10 protein-coding genes are annotated in these 17,324 nt (G+C 58.3%); 2 read left to right on the top strand and 8 right to left on the bottom strand.

The window, feature by feature from the left end; genetic code table 11:
- Positions 1-19 precede the first annotated feature (19 nt).
- From ACQG1K_RS04830 to phoB, 7 genes are all read right to left on the bottom strand, one after another.
- Complete coding sequence (locus ACQG1K_RS04830; protein WP_063199741.1) at positions 20-1,399, bottom strand: DUF3999 domain-containing protein; 1,380 nt, start codon at positions 1,397-1,399, stop codon at positions 20-22.
- Positions 1,396-4,005: a DUF2339 domain-containing protein gene (locus ACQG1K_RS04825; protein WP_367075279.1), complete on the bottom strand. Its 2,610-nt coding sequence runs from the start codon at positions 4,003-4,005 to the stop codon at positions 1,396-1,398. Before ACQG1K_RS04825 ends, ACQG1K_RS04830 begins: the two co-directional genes overlap by 4 nt.
- A gap of 90 nt (positions 4,006-4,095) precedes the next feature.
- Positions 4,096-5,913 carry a maltodextrin glucosidase gene (gene malZ / locus ACQG1K_RS04820; RefSeq protein WP_032624764.1) on the bottom strand — a complete coding sequence of 606 codons (1,818 nt, stop codon included), beginning with the start codon at positions 5,911-5,913 and terminating at the stop codon, positions 4,096-4,098.
- A gap of 599 nt (positions 5,914-6,512) precedes the next feature.
- Entirely contained in the window at positions 6,513-7,886 is a 1,374-nt protein-coding gene (gene proY / locus ACQG1K_RS04815) for a proline-specific permease ProY (protein WP_017383160.1), read from the bottom strand.
- Between the two features lie 81 nt (positions 7,887-7,967).
- Positions 7,968-9,287 (bottom strand): branched-chain amino acid transporter carrier protein BrnQ, encoded by a 1,320-nt coding sequence (brnQ, locus tag ACQG1K_RS04810; protein WP_003859118.1) that lies wholly within the window; start codon positions 9,285-9,287, stop codon positions 7,968-7,970.
- 409 nt (positions 9,288-9,696) lie between these two features.
- Positions 9,697-10,992, bottom strand: coding sequence for a phosphate regulon sensor histidine kinase PhoR (gene phoR / locus ACQG1K_RS04805; protein WP_023299433.1), 1,296 nt, complete (start codon positions 10,990-10,992; stop codon positions 9,697-9,699).
- Positions 10,993-11,013: 21 nt separating this feature from the next.
- Positions 11,014-11,703, bottom strand: a complete 690-nt coding sequence (phoB, locus tag ACQG1K_RS04800) for a phosphate response regulator transcription factor PhoB (RefSeq protein ID WP_003859122.1) — start codon at positions 11,701-11,703, stop codon at positions 11,014-11,016.
- Positions 11,704-11,890: 187 nt separating this feature from the next.
- Here phoB and sbcD point away from each other — a divergent pair, with 187 nt between their 5' ends.
- Together sbcD and sbcC are read left to right on the top strand one after the other, a co-directional pair.
- Positions 11,891-13,096, top strand: a complete 1,206-nt coding sequence (gene sbcD / locus ACQG1K_RS04795; RefSeq protein WP_108367240.1) for an exonuclease subunit SbcD — start codon at positions 11,891-11,893, stop codon at positions 13,094-13,096.
- Positions 13,093-16,224: an exonuclease subunit SbcC gene (gene sbcC / locus ACQG1K_RS04790; protein ID WP_367076044.1), complete on the top strand. Its 3,132-nt coding sequence runs from the start codon at positions 13,093-13,095 to the stop codon at positions 16,222-16,224. Before sbcD ends, sbcC begins: the two co-directional genes overlap by 4 nt.
- 87 nt (positions 16,225-16,311) lie before the next feature.
- Here sbcC and mak read toward each other — a convergent pair whose 3' ends face one another.
- Positions 16,312-17,217: a fructokinase gene (gene mak / locus ACQG1K_RS04785; RefSeq protein WP_003859127.1), complete on the bottom strand. Its 906-nt coding sequence runs from the start codon at positions 17,215-17,217 to the stop codon at positions 16,312-16,314.
- Positions 17,218-17,324 lie beyond the last annotated feature (107 nt).

Genomic DNA, 17,324 nt, shown 5'->3' with positions numbered 1-17,324 from the left:
ACGCGGGTTTTTTTATGGCTTATGCTGCGCCGTCTTTTTTTACCTCGTGCCAGATGCGCCATGCCATACCCGCAAGCACCATCACCCCGACGATCAGTACGCCCCAGACCATCAGCGTTTTCATTCTGCTTTCCTGCTCAGCCGCAGACGTCGCGGTTAAACGCGCCTCGCCGCCCAGCGGGACAGGTTCCAGCGTATCCGCCATCGGCAGGGCTGCCAGATCGTAGGTTTTACGCAGTTCGGTCGGGATCAGCATATCCGTCTCCACGCTTGCCGGTTTCGCAGCCCCGTTCCCCCACGCAAGCAGATACGGCCCCTTCCCCTGCGCGTTGAACACCAGATCATAGCGCACGCGTTGCCCGATCACGCCCGGCAGGTTCTCTGGCAAACGCGCATTGTAGGTCTTGATTTTTACCGCCTCGACCAGCCCGCCCGGGAGCGGAACAGGTTCAGACGTTTTGCCGCCGAGCTGGTAGATCACCTCTTTTTTCAGCGTATGCCACCGATCCTTGTCCGCCCCCCGCCAGGCTATTTCTGCCGGGAGAACGCCGTCGCCATTCAGCATGAAGCCGATCGCACTCAGAGGCTGCGGATGTTTCCAGCGCCACACGGCTTCGCTATCGGATAGCCGCTCCCCCTCTCCCGCCAGGCTAATGTGCTCTGATTCCGGCTGCGCAGGAGCGTTAATCGCGTTGACGCCGGTTAACGTCAGGGCTGAACGCCCCGTGTTCAGCACCAGCAGCAGATAGCGATTCGCCTCAGGAGATAACACCAGATCGGTATCGATGCGGTCGAGCTTCAGGCGATCCTGTCCACTCATCACGTCCAGCAGGGGCATCTCTTCGCGCAGGGTATACCAGTTTTTCAGATCCTCGCTGTAATAGACCGATGCCGTCCCCTGCCACGAGCCCTGCGGCGTGTCCCAGAAAAGCTGGAGCTGAGAGAGCGGAACCTCCGTCGCGTTTTCCGGCAGGGTCAGCAGATAGTGCTGTCCGGCAGCCGCCGCGTGTTGCCCTTCCAGCACAATCTCCACGCCGTTTCTGGCACGTAACATAATTTTATCGCCACTGCCCTCTTCCCCGCCCGTCGAGGCGTTAAGCGCAAAGAGGCGCAGCGCCGTGGTGGTCGGTGCTGGCTGCGGACGCGTCGTGGTAACCAGGCTGAACGGTACCGGCTCGCCCGACTGATTAAACACGCGCACGTCGCGCAGATCGGGCGATGTGCTCTGCTGATAAACCGCCAGCGGCAGCATGACCCGATACCACGGCGAAGAGGCAGAGGTATCAAGGGACAGGCCATAGGCATAATCCCGCGGGGATTCCACCGGCGCGCCCTCGCTGAATGCCGGACCGGCCACGGCTAGCAGTGCCGCACAAACAACCGATTTCATCCATTTCATTTTTCTTCTCCTGCTTTAGGCGGTAGCGGCGAGAAATAGCCCACAATCAGGACCAGGATCGCCACGCCAATAAACGCGACAGCACGCGCCAGGCCGCCACCGCCCGCGCTGTCCACCAGCATCAGTTTGAGCATGACCACTCCCAGCAGCACCGCACCGGCAAGCCACTGCTGACGGGAGGCCTGACGGGTGGCGCGGATCATGACCACCAGCGCGCAGAACATCCAGAACAGGGCAAAGGTGGTCTGGATAAGCCGCGAATGCCACAGCGACTCCATATTCCAGGCCACCTCGCCGTACCACGCCAGCGCGCGCAGCAGCGCGCCGTTTAGCCACCAGAAGCCAAGCGCCATCAGCACAACGGCGGGCCACGGTCGGGACTGAGCAAGCGATGCCGGATAGTGGCGATCCACTGCCCGATAAAACAACACCAGCCCCAGCAGCGCGAACGCCGCCCCTTCCTCAAGCGGGTTCACCAGCGGCAGCCAGGTCTGTCGATAGACTATCCCGTCCTGGAAATTAGTCACGACCAGCAATACCACCAGCGCCACAACCACAGGGATCACGGCAAGGCAGGCGTAGAGCGCAGGCCATACCCGGAACGGCCACCCGCGACGCCGTACGGCCGCGGAGAGCGCCATAATCACCCCACCGCCGACAGCCATCGCAATGCCGCTTCCCCAGGCCGCCATGCCCCATGGCAGGGAGCGGGCAAACCAGTAAAGCTCGGCGGCCATGGCGAGAAAAATCATCCACAACAGCGACAGATGCAGCCCCATTGCGATGCGCGGAAGAAGTTTATCTTCGTCGCGCCGCAGCATCATCAGGGCGGCAGGCAGCGCAATAGCCCAGGCCAGATTTGCCCAACCGGCCGCCAGGATCTGCTGTTGCCAGATCTGATACAGCACCATCAGCAGCATCACCGGCCACAGCAGCCACTTGCTGGCATTCAGCTCCCGCCATGCCAGACGAGCGGCAGACTGTCGCCATCCCCAGGCCGACGCCGCCGTCAGCGCCAGCACGCCTCCCAGAACCGATAACTCCTGCTTCAGGAACAGCTGCGATGCGCCCAGCAGCGCCACTAACCAGAACAGCAGCCCACCGGCCAGCAGAGCCCAACTGCCCGGCCGCGCGATTTTCTGCCACAGCCAGGCCGCAGCCAGCCAGCAAAGACTGAGCACTGCGAAAATAAGCAGCAGGCTCAGCGAGGTAACGCCGTCCATTTGCGCCCATATCGCGCTGCCGAGCGCCAGCACCAGCAGCGCCGTCCCGCTATAGCTCATGCGCCGCTGCTGCTGTTGCACGCCCAGCCAGAGAATACCCAGCCCTTCCAGCGCCCAGGCCATCGCCGTCCAGCGCGCTGAAAGCGCCAGCGGAATGGCAAGCGTGGCAAACCCGCCGCCGATCGCCAGCGCCGCCATAATCAGTGGCCGCCCGACAGACGGATAGCGTCGCAGTGCGAGAAACGCCAGGGAGAGATAAAACGCACCATAGCCCAGCGCGCTGAGCGCCGGGCCGTACGTCCAGTGAGACGTCATGCCGTACTGCATCCCAAAACCAATCAGCGGCGGAGCAAACAGCAGTACGCCGTCAATAATCTGTTTACCTTTTTCCTGCGCCCGCAGCGACAGCGCTACGCTAAACACGCCAAAAATAAGCGTATTGGCAATCAGGAACAGCTGACAGATAACATAGTTTTCAGGCTGGTAGTCGCTCAGCCCCCACACTCCGCCAACGCCAAACGTGAAGAACAGCCCGAGCAGGTTGAGCTCGCGCCAGTGCTGCCAGATGCTGATGACGAGAATGCCGATGGAGAGCAGAAGATAGAAGGAGAACAGCGCCACAAAGCTACCGCCCCCGGTAGACAGGAGCAGCGGCGCAAGATATCCGCCGAGGCTCGCCAGCATGGCAAGGCTCAGCGCCTTTTGCAGCACGGCCAGCCCGACGCTCGCCGCGCAAATCACCACCAGCAGCGCAAACGCCAGCGTCATCGGCAGCATCTGCCACAGCCGGAATGCGCCAAAGACGGTCAGGTAAAGCACGCCGGTCGCCCCGCCCTGGAGGATCAGCGCGTAGATCCGCTGCCTGTGCCGCAGCCGCCATCCAACGGCCAGCAGAACCATGGCAAATAGCGCCGTGGCGGCAAGACGCAGCTCAAGCGGAAACAGTGAATGTTCAACGGTATAGCGCAGCAGGAAAGAGAGGCCGAGGAAGAGCAGTACAATCCCCAGTTTTGCCAGCGGATTGCCCTGCATAAACCAGCGCGTCAGCGAGGACAGGATGCCGCCAAAGGCGGAAGGCCGTTTTGCCGCCGGGACAGGCGCAGGTTCTGCTTCAGTGACGGGCGGTTCGGGACGCCAGGGATCGACAGGTGCGTTAACGGCCTCTGGCACCGGCGCTGGTGTCTCCACTGGCGCGGCGGTCTGCACCGGCTCCGGCGCTTTCTCAGCTACACCATGCTGCTCAAGCGCCTCAATGCGCTGGCGAAGCCGGGCGATCTCCTGCCGCGCCGCCGTGCTTCGATTAAAGCCTATCACCGCAAGCACGGGGGCCACGACCAGCGCAAAAACCAGGAACAAACAGCCAAGGATGTAAAGCTCGTCCATGTTTCCACCTTCACCGTAAAAGATCCGTTAAGATTGACACAAATAGTTGCATTTGCGCCATCTAAAAGGTGAAAACCATGCTGCCTGCGCTTAGCTGCCGAACCAGACCGTAGCGGAGATCGCCGGCAGCGTGAGCACGTTCTCCTGTAACGTCGCTTTCCCCTCTTTGCTCTTCCACGTTTTACCGGCCAGCAGCGGTGAATCTTCCAGCACCACTTCACACGCCTCGCCCCGGTTGATCGCCACCAGCACGCGCTGCTGGTTGTAGACGCGGACAAACACCACCACATTATCTTGGGCGTACATCACCTGACAGCCCCCGTAGCGCAGGGCCTGGCTCTGCTTGCGTAGTGTCGCCATACGCTGGTACAGGCTGAACAGATCCTGATCCTGCTTTTCAGGCTCCCATGGGAAGGTTTTGCGGCAGAACGGATCGTTGTTACCGTCCAGCCCCACTTCATCTCCGTAATAGATGCACGGCACGCCCGGCCAGGTGAAAAGCCAGGTCACCGCCAGCGGCAGACGCGCCACATCTTTACCCAGCAGCGATTTAAAGCGCGCGGTATCGTGGCTGTCGAGCTGGTTAAACATCCGAAGCTGCTGCTGATGAGACAGGCCAGCGCGATAGTTCTCCATCCAAGCCATGCAGGTTTCGGCGTCAATATGCTGCGGATCGTAAGAGATATCGGTGTTAGCGAGGAAGCCCCACAACGGGAAGGTGAAGCCGCGATAATTCATCGACGCGTCTTCTGCATCTGCCTGCAACCACTGACGCGCGTCGCCAAAGTGCTCCCCGAAGACGAATGCTTCCGACCGGGCCGCTTTTGCCGACCGGGTAATGGCGGCGACATGCTGAAGGTTATTCCGCGCCCCGCCTGCTTCACCCAGCATATGCACCACGTCCAGCCGCCAGCCGTCCATATTCCACGGCGCTTTCAGCCAGTGGCGCACGATGCTGTCTTCGCCGCCGTAGATTTCATTCACAAGCGTTGACGACTGGAAATCGAGCTTCGGCAGACTCGGGTAGCCCAGCCAGTCCAGGGCGCGTCCATTCTCGTCAAAACTGTACCAGTCACGTTGGGGGGAATCCGGATTATGGCATGCGCCGCCCATCGACTGATTGTGGCGGTCGAACCACGCATGAGAATCACCGCTGTGATTGAACACGCCATCAAGGATCAGGCGCATACCTTCTTTTTGCGTGTTGTGGCGCAGTCGCAGCAGCGCCTCGTCACCGCCAAACTGCTCGTCAACGTGGCGGTAGTCCTGCGTATCGTATTTGTGAACGCTTGGCGCTTTAAACACCGGGTTCAGGTACAGCGCCGTCACGCCGAGCTTTTTCAGGTATGGCAGTTTTTCGCTGATACCGTCGAGATCGCCGCCGTAAAAGGTCGATCCCCCCGCCTGGGCGGTCAGCGGCTCGTCCCATTTTTTCAGAATGATGTCGTGACCGACCGCATGATGGTAATAAACCTTGTCCTGATCGGCGGTGCGCTTTTCACTGCGCGCAAAGCGGTCCGGGAAAATCTGGTAAAAGACCTGATCGTTAACCCACTGCGGGCCGTTATCCGGGTGATCCACGGCAAACTGCTCCAGCCTGGCCGGAGGGAAACGGCTGAAGCCCTGCGGGGTAAACCACAGCTGGCGGTTGTTCCACAGCAGCTTGAAGCCGTAGCGGCGACGCGGCTGTCCGCTGCGCAAATCGATATTCGCCCGCCACGCCGTAATACCCGGCTGAGGCTGGCTGCGCACCTTGTGCATTTTCAGCGATGTCTCTTCGTTATCCACTTCGGCGCGCAGGGTCACACGTTCAGGCTGATTTTCCCCTGCCAGCCAGAGCGTAATCACAAGGTTGTCTTTGTTTTGCTTAACAAATGGGGCAACCGGAAGGTGCCAGGCGTTTAACATCACGAATCCCCTTTGATGAAATTGACGTCACCTTGCCACAGGGTTGTTAAGGATAGCTCACCATGATGGGATTTATTGGGGGAGGAGGACGGGGGAGGAGGCATCAGTGCGGCCTGATGCCCTCACCCTAACCCTCTCCCACGGGGCTGAGGGATCCCCAGTAATTTTTTTATGCAGAAGCAATAAAGTTGCTTTCTAAATGACTGAGGGCTGTCAGCGATGCCCTGGTCCGGCTGTAAATCGCTGAGGCGTTTGCCTTCCGGCCGGGGCGAGGCGCAGGGATGCGCCGAGAGGGCGGCTTTACAGGGACGTTGCCTCCGCCCGTACCCGATAAGCCGGAAGGAATAAGCCGAGGGCACCGCGAAGCGGCGATTTTCCGCCGGGAGCCCGGGTCGCCAGGGTGGTGGCGACTGAGCCACCCTGGCACGTTCACCGGTCATGTCGTTACAGAGTAGCAAGGAACATAAAGTGAACGGAATGACCACCACCGCCGTATGTTCCCCTCACCCTAACCCTCTCCCCGGAGGGGCGAGGGGATTGCTCAGTGCTCGCATTAATTTGTGGGGAACCCTCTCCCACGGGGAGAGGGGAAAAGAATGTTACTGTGCTTCCGCCAGCTGACGATCGCGGCGACATTTAAACATCCAGCCCACCAGCAGCAGGACGATCCACGCGAAGCCCACGTACAGGGAAATACGGGTATCCGGGTGATAACCAATCAGGCCAATGATGAAGACCAGGAAGATGAGACCGACAATGGTCGTTGGCACGCCGCCCGGCACTTTAAACTTCAGCGCTTTGGCCTCTTCTGGCGACAGGCGGCGACGGAACGCAATCTGCGACAGCAGGATCATGATCCACACCCACACCGTCGCAAAGGTCGCCAGCGACGCAATCACCAGGAAGACGTTCTCTGGCATAATGTAGTTCAGGTAGACCGAGAACAGCAGCGCCACGGTCATGACCAGCACCGTTACCCACGGGGTACCGCGACGCGACGTTTTGGCAAACACCTTCGGCGCACTGCCCTGCTCCGCCATGCCGTGCAGCATACGGCCCACGCCGAACACGTCACTGTTGATGGCCGACAGCGAGGCGGTCAGCACCACAAAGTTGAGAATGCTGGCGGCAAACGCAATGCCCATATGCTGGAAAGTCAGGACAAACGGGCTGCCGTTGGTGCCCACCTGGTTCCACGGGTAGATGGACATAATCACAAACAGCGTGCCCACGTAGAACACCAGGATGCGCATCGGCACCGAGTTGATGGCGCGCGGAATAGACTTCTCCGGATCTTTCGCTTCCCCGGCGGTGATGCCGATAATCTCGATTCCGCCATAGGCGAACATGACCATCTGCAGCGACATGACCATCCCGAGCCAGCCGTTGCTAAAGAAGCCGCCGTTGCTCCACAGGTTGTGAATGCCGGTTGGCTGTCCACCGTTGCCGATCCCCCAGATGATAATGCCGAAACCGGCGAGGATCATGATGATAATGGTCGCGACCTTGAAGAAGGAGAACCAGAACTCCAGCTCGCCAAACACCTTCACGCTCATCAGGTTAACGGCGCAGATGATCAGCACCACGCTCAGCACCCAGATCCAGTGCGGCACGGCGGGGAACCAGACCCCCATATAGATACCAAACGCCGTCACATCGGCAATGGCAACAATCAGGATTTCGAAGCAGTAGGTCCAGCCGGTGATAAACCCGGCCAGCGGGCCTAAATTTTCCTGCGCGTAGCGGGAGAAGGAACTGGCAGAGGGGTTGTGAACCGACATTTCGCCAAGGGCGCGCATGATGATATACGCCGCCACGCCGCCGATGATGTAGGCCAGCAGAACGCTTGGACCGGCCATTTTGATGGCATCTGCCGAGCCATAAAAAAGACCGGTACCGATAGCCGAGCCCAGCGCCATAAAGCGGATGTGGCGGGTGCTCAATCCACGTTTAAGTTTGTTAGTGCTTTCCATTAAAATCTTGCCATTCAACACGAAAAAAACAAAAAACCACGGGGCCTTAAGCCCCGTGGTTAAACAATTTGTTGCCGTTGATTAATGGGCGTTGGATGTCACCTGACGCCCTGCCGCACGGTCCCAGATAATCGCCAGAACCAGCGCTACAACGGAAGGCATCAGCCAGGCCAGGCCCTGCTCGGACAGCGGCAGACGCTGTGTCCAGGCTGGCAGGATTTCTGCAAATGCTGATGCTTTGATCCCGTCAAGGATACCAAAAATCAGGCTGATAAACATGGCTGGCGCAATAATTCGCGTGGAGTTATGCCACCACGGACGGGTGAAGCTCAGCACTACCAGCACGATACATGGCGGATAGATCGCCGTCAGCACCGGAATTGAGACCTGAATCAGGTGGCTCAGACCGAGGTTTGACACCGCCATGGAGAAGATGCCGAGGATAAACACCAGCGTGCGGTAAGAAAGCGGCAGATACTGAGCGAAGAACTCCGCGCAGGCGCAGGTCAGACCCACCGCCGTCACCAGACAGGCCAGGAAAATCAGCGCCGCCAGCAGCATGCTGCCTGCACCACCAAAGGTGTGCTGCACGTAAGCATGCAGGATCGCCGCGCCGTTTGCGCTCTGATCGACCAGCGTTGCGCTATCTGAACCCAGGCGGAACAGCGCCAGATACAGCAGCGTCAGGCCGACACCGGCCATCAGGCCAGCCCAGATGGTGTAGCGAGTCAGCAGACGCGCTTCGGTCACCCCGCGGGAACGCGCGGCGTTAACGATAACGATACCAAACACCATCGCGCCAAGCGTATCCATCGTCAGATAGCCGTTCACGAAACCGTTTGAGAACGCCGCGTTCTGGTAGGCGTCCATCGCGGAGCTGATGGGCCCCGCAGGCCAGACGATGGCCGCAACCGCCAGCACAATCAGCGCCACAATTTTCAGCGGTGCCAGGAAGTTACCCACAGTATCCAGCAGTTTGCCCGGATAGAGAGAAACCAGAATCACGATGGCGAAGTAAATGAGGCTGTAAATAAACAGCGGCATCGCGCCGTCACCGGTCAGCGGGGCAATACCCACTTCAAAGGAGACGGTCGCCGTACGCGGGGTCGCGAACAGCGGGCCAACGGCCAGATAGCAGACGGTTGCCAGCAGAACGCCAGCCACTTTGCCAATCGGGGTGCTGAGGCTGTCCACACCGCCACCGACTTTCGCCAGCGCGATAACGGTCAGTACCGGCAGGCCCACGGCAGTAAGCAGGAAGCCAAACGCAGCCGTCCAGACGTGTTCACCCGCCTGTAAGCCAACCATTGGAGGAAAAATGATGTTACCTGCGCCAACGAACAGCGCAAATGTCATAAAGCCCAGCGCGATAATGTCACGCGATTTCAAGTGATGGGTCATAAAACCTTACTGCCTGTGGATGTGGTGTTGAATACGTTGAGATTTTCGCCATCCCTGACGGGACGATACAGCGGAAAATTTGCTCAATTTCAGCGGGATATGCTCCCGTCCAGGCGTGGCGAAGAATAGTTTTTCGATTTACCACGCAAATACAGTCGGTCTGACAGTATATGGGGGGCAATTTAAACGCTTATAACGTTTAAAGGCAAGAAGGGATCGTAAAACCAGAACAATATGCCAGCATGAAAATTTAGACCAAAATAATATGCCATGTATAAGAAAAACTCATGGCTAATCATGCGAACAAAAAAGCACCAGCCGTATAATATTCACTCGCGTTTCGCTTGACTGCAAAGCAAACGGGCCAGCAATCGCTGGCCCGTGGAAAGGTAGCCTGACACACACGCTGTCAGGCACTTTTTTTGGCAATTAATCGTTCCGGAATCACGAAGCTAAAGCGCGTGCCCTTACCCAGGGTGCTTTCGATATTGAGCCGGCTTTCGTGGTGGCTGACGGCATGCTTCACAATTGCCAGCCCCAGTCCGCTCCCGCCGGTCTGCCGCGAGCGCGCCTTATCCACCCGGTAGAACCGTTCGGTGAGACGCGGGAGGTGTTCAGGCCCAATCCCCGGCCCGTTGTCCTCGACGCTAAACTCAGCCCCTGCCGGAGTATGCTGCCACCGCACCGCGATATGCGTCCCTGTCGGGGTATGATTCACGGCGTTATAGACCAGGTTTGAGATAGCGCTTCGCAGCTCATCTTCACTGCCGAGCACTTTCAGCGTGTTATCAACATCAAAACTCAGGGTGTGTTGATTATGGCTCAGCGTTTGGGCTTCGCGCTCCACCACCCGCAACATCATCGGCACATCAATGATGTCGTTTAGCGCCAGCGACGGGGCAGCCTCAATTTTTGAAAGCGTTAGTAGCTGTTTGACCAGCCCTTCCATGCGGAACGTCTGTTCCCGCATGGTATGCAGCGCTTTCTCACGCGGCGCCCCCTCAAGCGTTTGCTCCTGCATCATCTCCAGATAGCCCTGAAGCACCGTCAACGGCGTACGCAGCTCGTGGCTGACGTTGGCAAAGAAGTTACGTCTCGCGCCCTCAAGCTGATGCATCTGGGTGACATCCCGCGCCACCATCAGCCACTGCCGATCGCTGTAGGGCATCACGCGAATTTCAAGATGGCGACCGTTATTGAGCTTCAGATTGTGCGGACGACTAAAATCACGCGTTTTCAGATACAGCGTGAACTCGGGATAGCGCAGAAGGTTGAGGATGTTCTGACCGTTATCATCCGGCCAGCGCAGGCCCAACAGCTGCTGTGCGAGGCCATTGCACCAGAAGATGGTCCCTTCTTCCGTCGTCAGGATCACTGCGTCCGGCAGCGACTCCGCGCCGCTGCGAAAGCGTTTTATCAGGCTTCCCAGCTCACGACGGCGCTTTTTATTACGCATCTGCATCTGGTGCAGGCCGTAGAGTAGCGGTTCCCAGCTCCCGCTTCCCGGCGGGGGTGTCATACTTCTGTCGACCCACAGCCACCAGGAAAGACGCAGTAAATTCCAGAAATGCCAGACGAGCAACCCCGTCACGGCCACCAGTAAAAACCACGGCAGATAGCCAAAAATAGCCCCCAGAATGAGGGCCGGAATACAGCATAAGATCAGTTCAAAGACGAGCCTTTTCCATGACAGACGTTCCAGCACGCGTCACACTCCTGTCATTGTTCAGAAACGGGTCGAGAAGCGATAACCCGTGCCGCGGACCGTCTGTACCATGCGATCGTGGCCGCTCAGTTCCAGTGCTTTACGCAGGCGGCGAATATGGACGTCAACCGTTCGGTCTTCGACATAGACGTTAGTTCCCCAGACGTTATTCAGCAACTGTTCGCGGCTGTAAACGCGCTCCGGGTGGGTCATAAAGAAGTGCAGGAGTTTAAATTCGGTGGGGCCCATATCGAGGGGATTTTCACCGGTCATGACCCGGTGTGAGGTAGGATCCAGGCTCAGGCCCTGCATCTCAATCACCTCTTCCACCGCCATCGGTGAAATACGGCGCATCACGGCTTTGATACGCGCCACCAGCTCTTTCGGGGAGAACGGTTTGGTGATGTAATCGTCCGCGCCGGTTTCCAGACCGCGCACGCGATCCTCTTCCTCACCGCGCGCCGTCAGCATCACAACCGGGATATCGCGGGTCATCGCCTCGCGTTTGATATGCTTGATAAACTGCAATCCGGAACCGCCAGGCAGCATCCAGTCCAGCAGGATCAGATCGGGCCAGGGTTCATTCAGCTGGTTCACCGCGCTGTCATAATCTTCCGCTTCAACCGGCTGGAAGCCATTTTGTTCAAGCACGAAGCACACCATTTCACGGATCGGAGCTTCATCTTCTACGACCAGAATACGTCTCGCCATACTTTGCCCTGTCTTATCGTATTTAAGTTACAAGTCTGTAATGCGGCGTCATTATGCGTCAGATTTATGACAGATTTATGAAAAACATTACCACGATAAATAGCAAACTGTTGTTTTATTACAGCGGTTATTTTCCGTACCCCGAACGTTTATAATCCTGCTTTCTTATTATTGCCACGGATCTCTTATGCGCATACTTCACACCTCAGACTGGCACCTGGGTCAAAATTTTTACAGCAAAAGCCGCGCCGCGGAACATGAAGCGTTCCTGAACTGGCTGCTGGAGACGGCTCAGGCTCACGAGGTGGACGCAATTATTGTGGCGGGCGACATTTTTGATACCGGATCGCCGCCGAGCTATGCGCGTGAGCTGTACAACCGTTTTGTGGTCAACCTCCAGCAAACCGGTTGTCACCTGGTGATTGTCGCCGGAAACCATGACTCGGTGGCGACGCTGAATGAATCCCGCGATATTCTGGCGTTCCTCAATACCACCGTGGTGGCCAGCGCCGGACACGCGCCGCAGATCCTGAAAAAACGTGATGGCACGCCGGGCGCGGTGCTATGCCCAATTCCGTTTTTACGCCCGCGCGATATCGTGCAAAGCCAGGCAGGCCTGTCCGGGAGCGAAAAACAGCAGCATCTGTTGCAGGCCATCACCCGCTATTATCACCAGCAGCATACGGAAGCCTGCGCCCTGCGCGGCGAACAGGCCATTCCGATCGTTGCCACCGGGCACCTCACCACCGTCGGGGCCAGTAAGAGTGACGCGGTGCGCGAGATTTATATCGGTACGCTGGACGCGTTTCCAGCGCAAAACTTTCCCCCCGCCGACTACATTGCCCTCGGGCATATTCACCGGGCCCAGATCGTCGGGGGATGCGAGCATATTCGCTACTGCGGCTCGCCCATTTCCCTCAGTTTTGACGAAACGGGCAAAGCCAAATCCGTGCATCTGGTGAGCTTCACCGAAGGCAAACTTAGCGCCGTTGAGACGCTTGAGGTGCCGGTCACCCAGCCGCTGGCAGTGCTGAAAGGCGATCTGGCCGCCATTACCGCTCAGCTTGAGCAGTGGCGCGGCGCAGCGCTTAATCCCCCCGTCTGGCTCGATATCGAAATCGCCACCGATGACTACCTGTACGATATGCAGCGTAAAATTCAGACGCTGACGGAAGACCTTCCCGTAGAGGTGCTGCTGGTACGTCGCAGCCGCGAGCAGCGCGAGAAAATTCTGCTGAACGCCCAGCGTGAAACGCTTAGCGAACTTCGGGTTGAAGAGGTGTTCGCGCGGCGGCTTGCGCATGAAGAAGTGGACGAGGCCAGGCGCACCAGGCTTAACGAGCTGTTTGCCCATACCCTGCATTCCCTCAATGACGAGGACGAAAACGCATGAAAATTCTGAGCCTGCGTCTGAAAAATCTGAATTCGCTAAAGGGTGAGTGGAAAATCGATTTCACCGCGGAGCCTTTCGCCAGCAATGGGCTATTTGCCATCACCGGCGCAACCGGCGCGGGTAAAACCACGCTGCTGGATGCCATCTGCCTGGCGCTTTACCACGAAACACCGCGTCTTAATAAGGTCTCTCAGGCACAAAACGACTTGATGACGCGCGATACCGCCGAATGCCTGGCTGAAGTGGAATTTGAGGTCAAAGGCGTTGCTTATCGCGCTTTCTGGAGCCAGAACCGCGCCCGCAACCAGCCAGACGGGAACTTACAGGCACCGCGCGTTGAGCTGGCCCGCTGCGAAGACGGGAAAATTCTGGCCGATAAAGTCACGGATAAGCTGGAACAAACCGCCGCACTCACCGGGCTGGACTATGGTCGCTTTACCCGCTCGATGTTGCTCTCTCAGGGGCAGTTTGCCGCCTTCCTGAACGCTAAACCGAGCGATCGGGCAGAGCTGCTGGAGGAACTGACCGGCACGGAAATTTACGGCCACATTTCCGCCATGGTTTTTGAAAAACACAAAGCGGCACGCAACGCGCTGGAGATGTGCGAAGCGCAGGCCGCAGGCGTTGTGCTGCTGAGCGAGGAACAGCAGCAGCACTTGCAGCAAAGTTTGCAGGCACTTACTGACGAAGAAAAAATCCTGCTGGCACAGCAGCAGAGCCAACAGAAAGATTTTCAGTGGCTTACGCGTAACGACGAGCTGATACGTGAGCAGCAACGCGCAGCCGCTTCGCAGCAGCAGGCGCAACAGGCTCTGACGGACGCCGCGCCGCAACTGGCGAAGCTCCAGCTGGCACAGCCCGCCGCCCAGCTACGTCCGCTGTGGGAGTATCAGCAGGAGCAGACCACCCGCCTGGCGCAGACAACAGCGCGAATTGTTGAAGTAAATACTCGCTTACTCGACAGAGCGGCGCAGCGCTCGCGTATTCGCAACGGTGCGCTGCACAACCGTGAACAGTTGCGGACAGAACACACGGTACTGACGCAGTGGCTAACCGAACACGATCGTTTCCGTCAGTGGGGGCAGGAAATTGCCGGCTGGCGGGCGCATTTTACGCAACTGAGTCGCGATAAAAATCAGCTTGTGGCCCAGTCAGCGCGTATGGCTGAGCTTCGTCAGAAACTGGCTGAGATGCCGGAGAGTACGCTGACGCTGACGGCTGAGGATCTCGCGACGGCAATGGAGCAACAGGCACAATCGCGGGCGCTCCGCCAGCGCCTGACTGCGCTTCACGCTCGCTATCAGCCGCTGCAAAAACGGCTGCGTCAGAATGCGGAAAGCGTGCAGAAAGCGCAGGCTGAGCAGGCTAAGCTCAATGAAACGCTGATCCTGCGGCGTCAGCAGTTCAAAGAGAAAAATCAGCACTATGCCGACCTGAAAGCGCTCTGTGAGCGTGAGGCAACAATCAAGGATCTTGAGAACTATCGTGCACAGCTCGAAGCGGGTAAACCTTGCCCGCTCTGCGGTTCAAGCGAACATCCGGCAGTTGTGCAGTATCAGGCGCTTGAACTGACCGACAATCAGCGCCGCCGCGACGCGCTGGAGAAAGAGGTTGCCGCGCTAAAAGAGGAAGGATTGCTGGTGCTCGGGCAGGTGAATGCGCTCACCCAACAGATCCAGCGCGAGACAGAGGAAGTACAGGCCCTCTCTCAGGAAGAGCAAGCACTCACTAAAGAGTGGCTGGAGGTCTGCACCTCCCTGAACATAGCGCTGAATATTCAGGATGATATTGCCCCCTGGATGAGCGAACAGGAGCAGTATGAACGCCAGCTGTATCAGCTTAGCCAGCGTCTGACGCTGCAAAACCAGCTCAATGAACAGGAAGATCAGGCGCGCCAGTACCAGCAGCAGCTGACGGCGACGCGTCAGGCGCTGGCGGCCTCGCTAGAGTCGCTGTCGCTTAGCGTGCCCGATGAAGGGGCCGAAAGCGCCTGGCTGAGCGCACGCGAAGCTGAATATACCCGCTGGCAGGAAAAACAGGCCCAGCACGGTACGATTCAGGAACGTATTAACGTCCTGATGCCCATCCTGGAGACGCTGCCGGATTCTGATGACGCAGAAGCCGACGCGGTTATCCCTGAGAACTGGCGCGGCATCCATGACGAATGCGTGTCGCTACAAAGCCAGCTCGCCACCCTACAGCAGCAGGAGACGCTTGAGCGTGAACGGCTTCAGCAGTCGCAAGCTCAGTTCAGCGCCGCGCTGACCGCGAGCTGCTTTGCCAGTCAGGAGGCATTTCTCTCCGCCCTGCTGGATGAAGCGTCGATCCGCCAGCTTGAACAACAAAAGCAGACGCTGGAGAACCAGCTCCAGCAGGCCACGGCGCTCTCCGTACAGGCAAACCAGCAGCTTCAGGCGCACCAGGCACAGCGCCCCGAGGGGCTGGAAACCGACGCCGCAACCCTTCAGGCGCAGTTACACCAGCTGGCGCAACTGCTTCGTGAAAACACCACGCATCAGGGGGAGATCCGCCAGCAGCTCAAGCAGGACGGTGATAACCGTCTGCACCAGCAGGCGCTTATGCAGCAGATTGAGGAGGCGGCGCGTCAGGCTGACGACTGGGGCTATCTCAATGCGCTGATAGGCTCCAGCACCGGCGATAAATTCCGTAAATTCGCCCAGGGGCTGACGCTGGATAATCTGGTGTGGCTTGCCAACCAGCAGCTCAACCGTCTGCATGGCCGCTATCTGCTTCAGCGTAAAGCCAGCGACGCGCTGGAGCTGGAGGTGGTTGATACCTGGCAGGCCGATGCGGTACGCGATACCCGTACCCTGTCCGGCGGGGAAAGTTTCCTCGTCAGTCTGGCGCTGGCTTTAGCGCTTTCCGATCTGGTCAGTCACAAAACGCGCATTGACTCGCTTTTCCTGGATGAAGGGTTCGGCACGCTCGACAGCGAAACGCTGGACACCGCGCTGGATGCGCTCGACGCGCTGAACGCCACCGGGAAAACCATCGGCGTGATCAGCCACGTAGAGGCAATGAAAGAACGTATTCCGGTGCAGATCAAGGTGAAGAAGATCAACGGGCTGGGGTATAGCAGGCTGGACAGGGAGTTTGCGGTGCAGTAAATGGGGGATGTTGCCCTCACCCTGGCCCTCTCTCTGTGGGAGAGGGTACAAACATCAAAAACGGCAACGCAAGTTGCCGTTTTGCGTTTATTCCGGCCAGAGCCACGCCGCGCCGCGCACACCGCTGGAATCTCCATGGACGGCTTTGCGGATCGGCGTTTCGCATTCGCCCCCAAATACCCACTGTTTCACCAGCGTTGGCACCGTCGCGTACAGCCGGTCAACGTTGCTCATGCCGCCGCCCAGCACAATCACGTCCGGATCGAGGATATTGATCACATGCGCCAGTGATTTAGCCAACCGCATTTCGTAGCGGCTGAGCGCCAGTTCAGCCACCGGATCCTGCTCCTCAACCAGACGCATAATCTCGTTGCCTTTCAGCGGCTGGCCGCTCAGACGATGATAATCGGTGGCAAACCCCGTGCCGGAAATAAAGGTCTCAATACAGCCCTGCTTGCCACAGTAGCACGGCACCTCGGCACGGTATTTGAGTTCATCTTCGTCCATCCACGGTAACGGGTTGTGCCCCCACTCACCCGCGGTGCCGTTGCCGCCAATATGCGAGCGCCCACCGAAGGCCACGCCCGCCCCGCAGCCGGTACCGATAATGACCGCAAATACGGTCTGCGCGCCAGCCGCTGCGCCATCTACGGCCTCAGAGACCGCCAGGCAGTTAGCGTCATTTGCCAGACGCACTTCCCGGTTCAGACGCTGGCTTAAGTCTTTATCAAACGGCTGACCGTTGAGCCAGGTGGAGTTGGCATTTTTCACCACGCCGGTATACGGCGAAATGGAGCCGGGGATCCCCATCCCGACCGTGCCCGTCTCGCCCGTTGCCTGCTCTGCCATATCGACCAGACGGGCAATCGTCTCTATGGTCTGGTGATAATCATCGCGCGGCGTAGGCAGACGGTGGCGAAACAGTTGCTCCCCCTGCTCGCTCAACGCAATAACTTCTGTTTTGGTGCCGCCCAAATCAATCCCAATACGCACAAGACACTCCTCATTATTTTGATTATCAACAGAGTAGAAGCCCACTTCCCGATTAGCAATGCAAGCGATGCGACAATTCGTTATCATGCCCGCTGATTTAACGACAA

Origin of the sequence: Enterobacter cloacae complex sp. 402C9 (assembly GCF_050030745.1) — a bacterium.
Taxonomy (GTDB): domain Bacteria; phylum Pseudomonadota; class Gammaproteobacteria; order Enterobacterales; family Enterobacteriaceae; genus Enterobacter; species Enterobacter intestinihominis.
Note: the sequence above shows the minus strand (reverse complement) of the source record. Positions and strands in the feature narration are given on the sequence as shown.

Bases quoted from the DNA above. Each gene is read 5' to 3' on its own strand.
- ACQG1K_RS04830 (WP_063199741.1), bottom strand. From the start codon at position 1,399: ATGAAATGGATGAAATCGGTTGTTTGTGCGGCACTGCTAGCCGTGGCC.
- ACQG1K_RS04825 (WP_367075279.1), bottom strand. From the start codon at position 4,005: ATGGACGAGCTTTACATCCTTGGCTGTTTGTTCCTGGTTTTTGCGCTG.
- malZ (WP_032624764.1), bottom strand. From the start codon at position 5,913: ATGTTAAACGCCTGGCACCTTCCGGTTGCCCCATTTGTTAAGCAAAAC.
- proY (WP_017383160.1), bottom strand. From the start codon at position 7,886: ATGGAAAGCACTAACAAACTTAAACGTGGATTGAGCACCCGCCACATC.
- brnQ (WP_003859118.1), bottom strand. From the start codon at position 9,287: ATGACCCATCACTTGAAATCGCGTGACATTATCGCGCTGGGCTTTATG.
- phoB (WP_003859122.1), bottom strand. From the start codon at position 11,703: ATGGCGAGACGTATTCTGGTCGTAGAAGATGAAGCTCCGATCCGTGAA.
- sbcD (WP_108367240.1), top strand. From the start codon at position 11,891: ATGCGCATACTTCACACCTCAGACTGGCACCTGGGTCAAAATTTTTAC.
- sbcC (WP_367076044.1), top strand. From the start codon at position 13,093: ATGAAAATTCTGAGCCTGCGTCTGAAAAATCTGAATTCGCTAAAGGGT.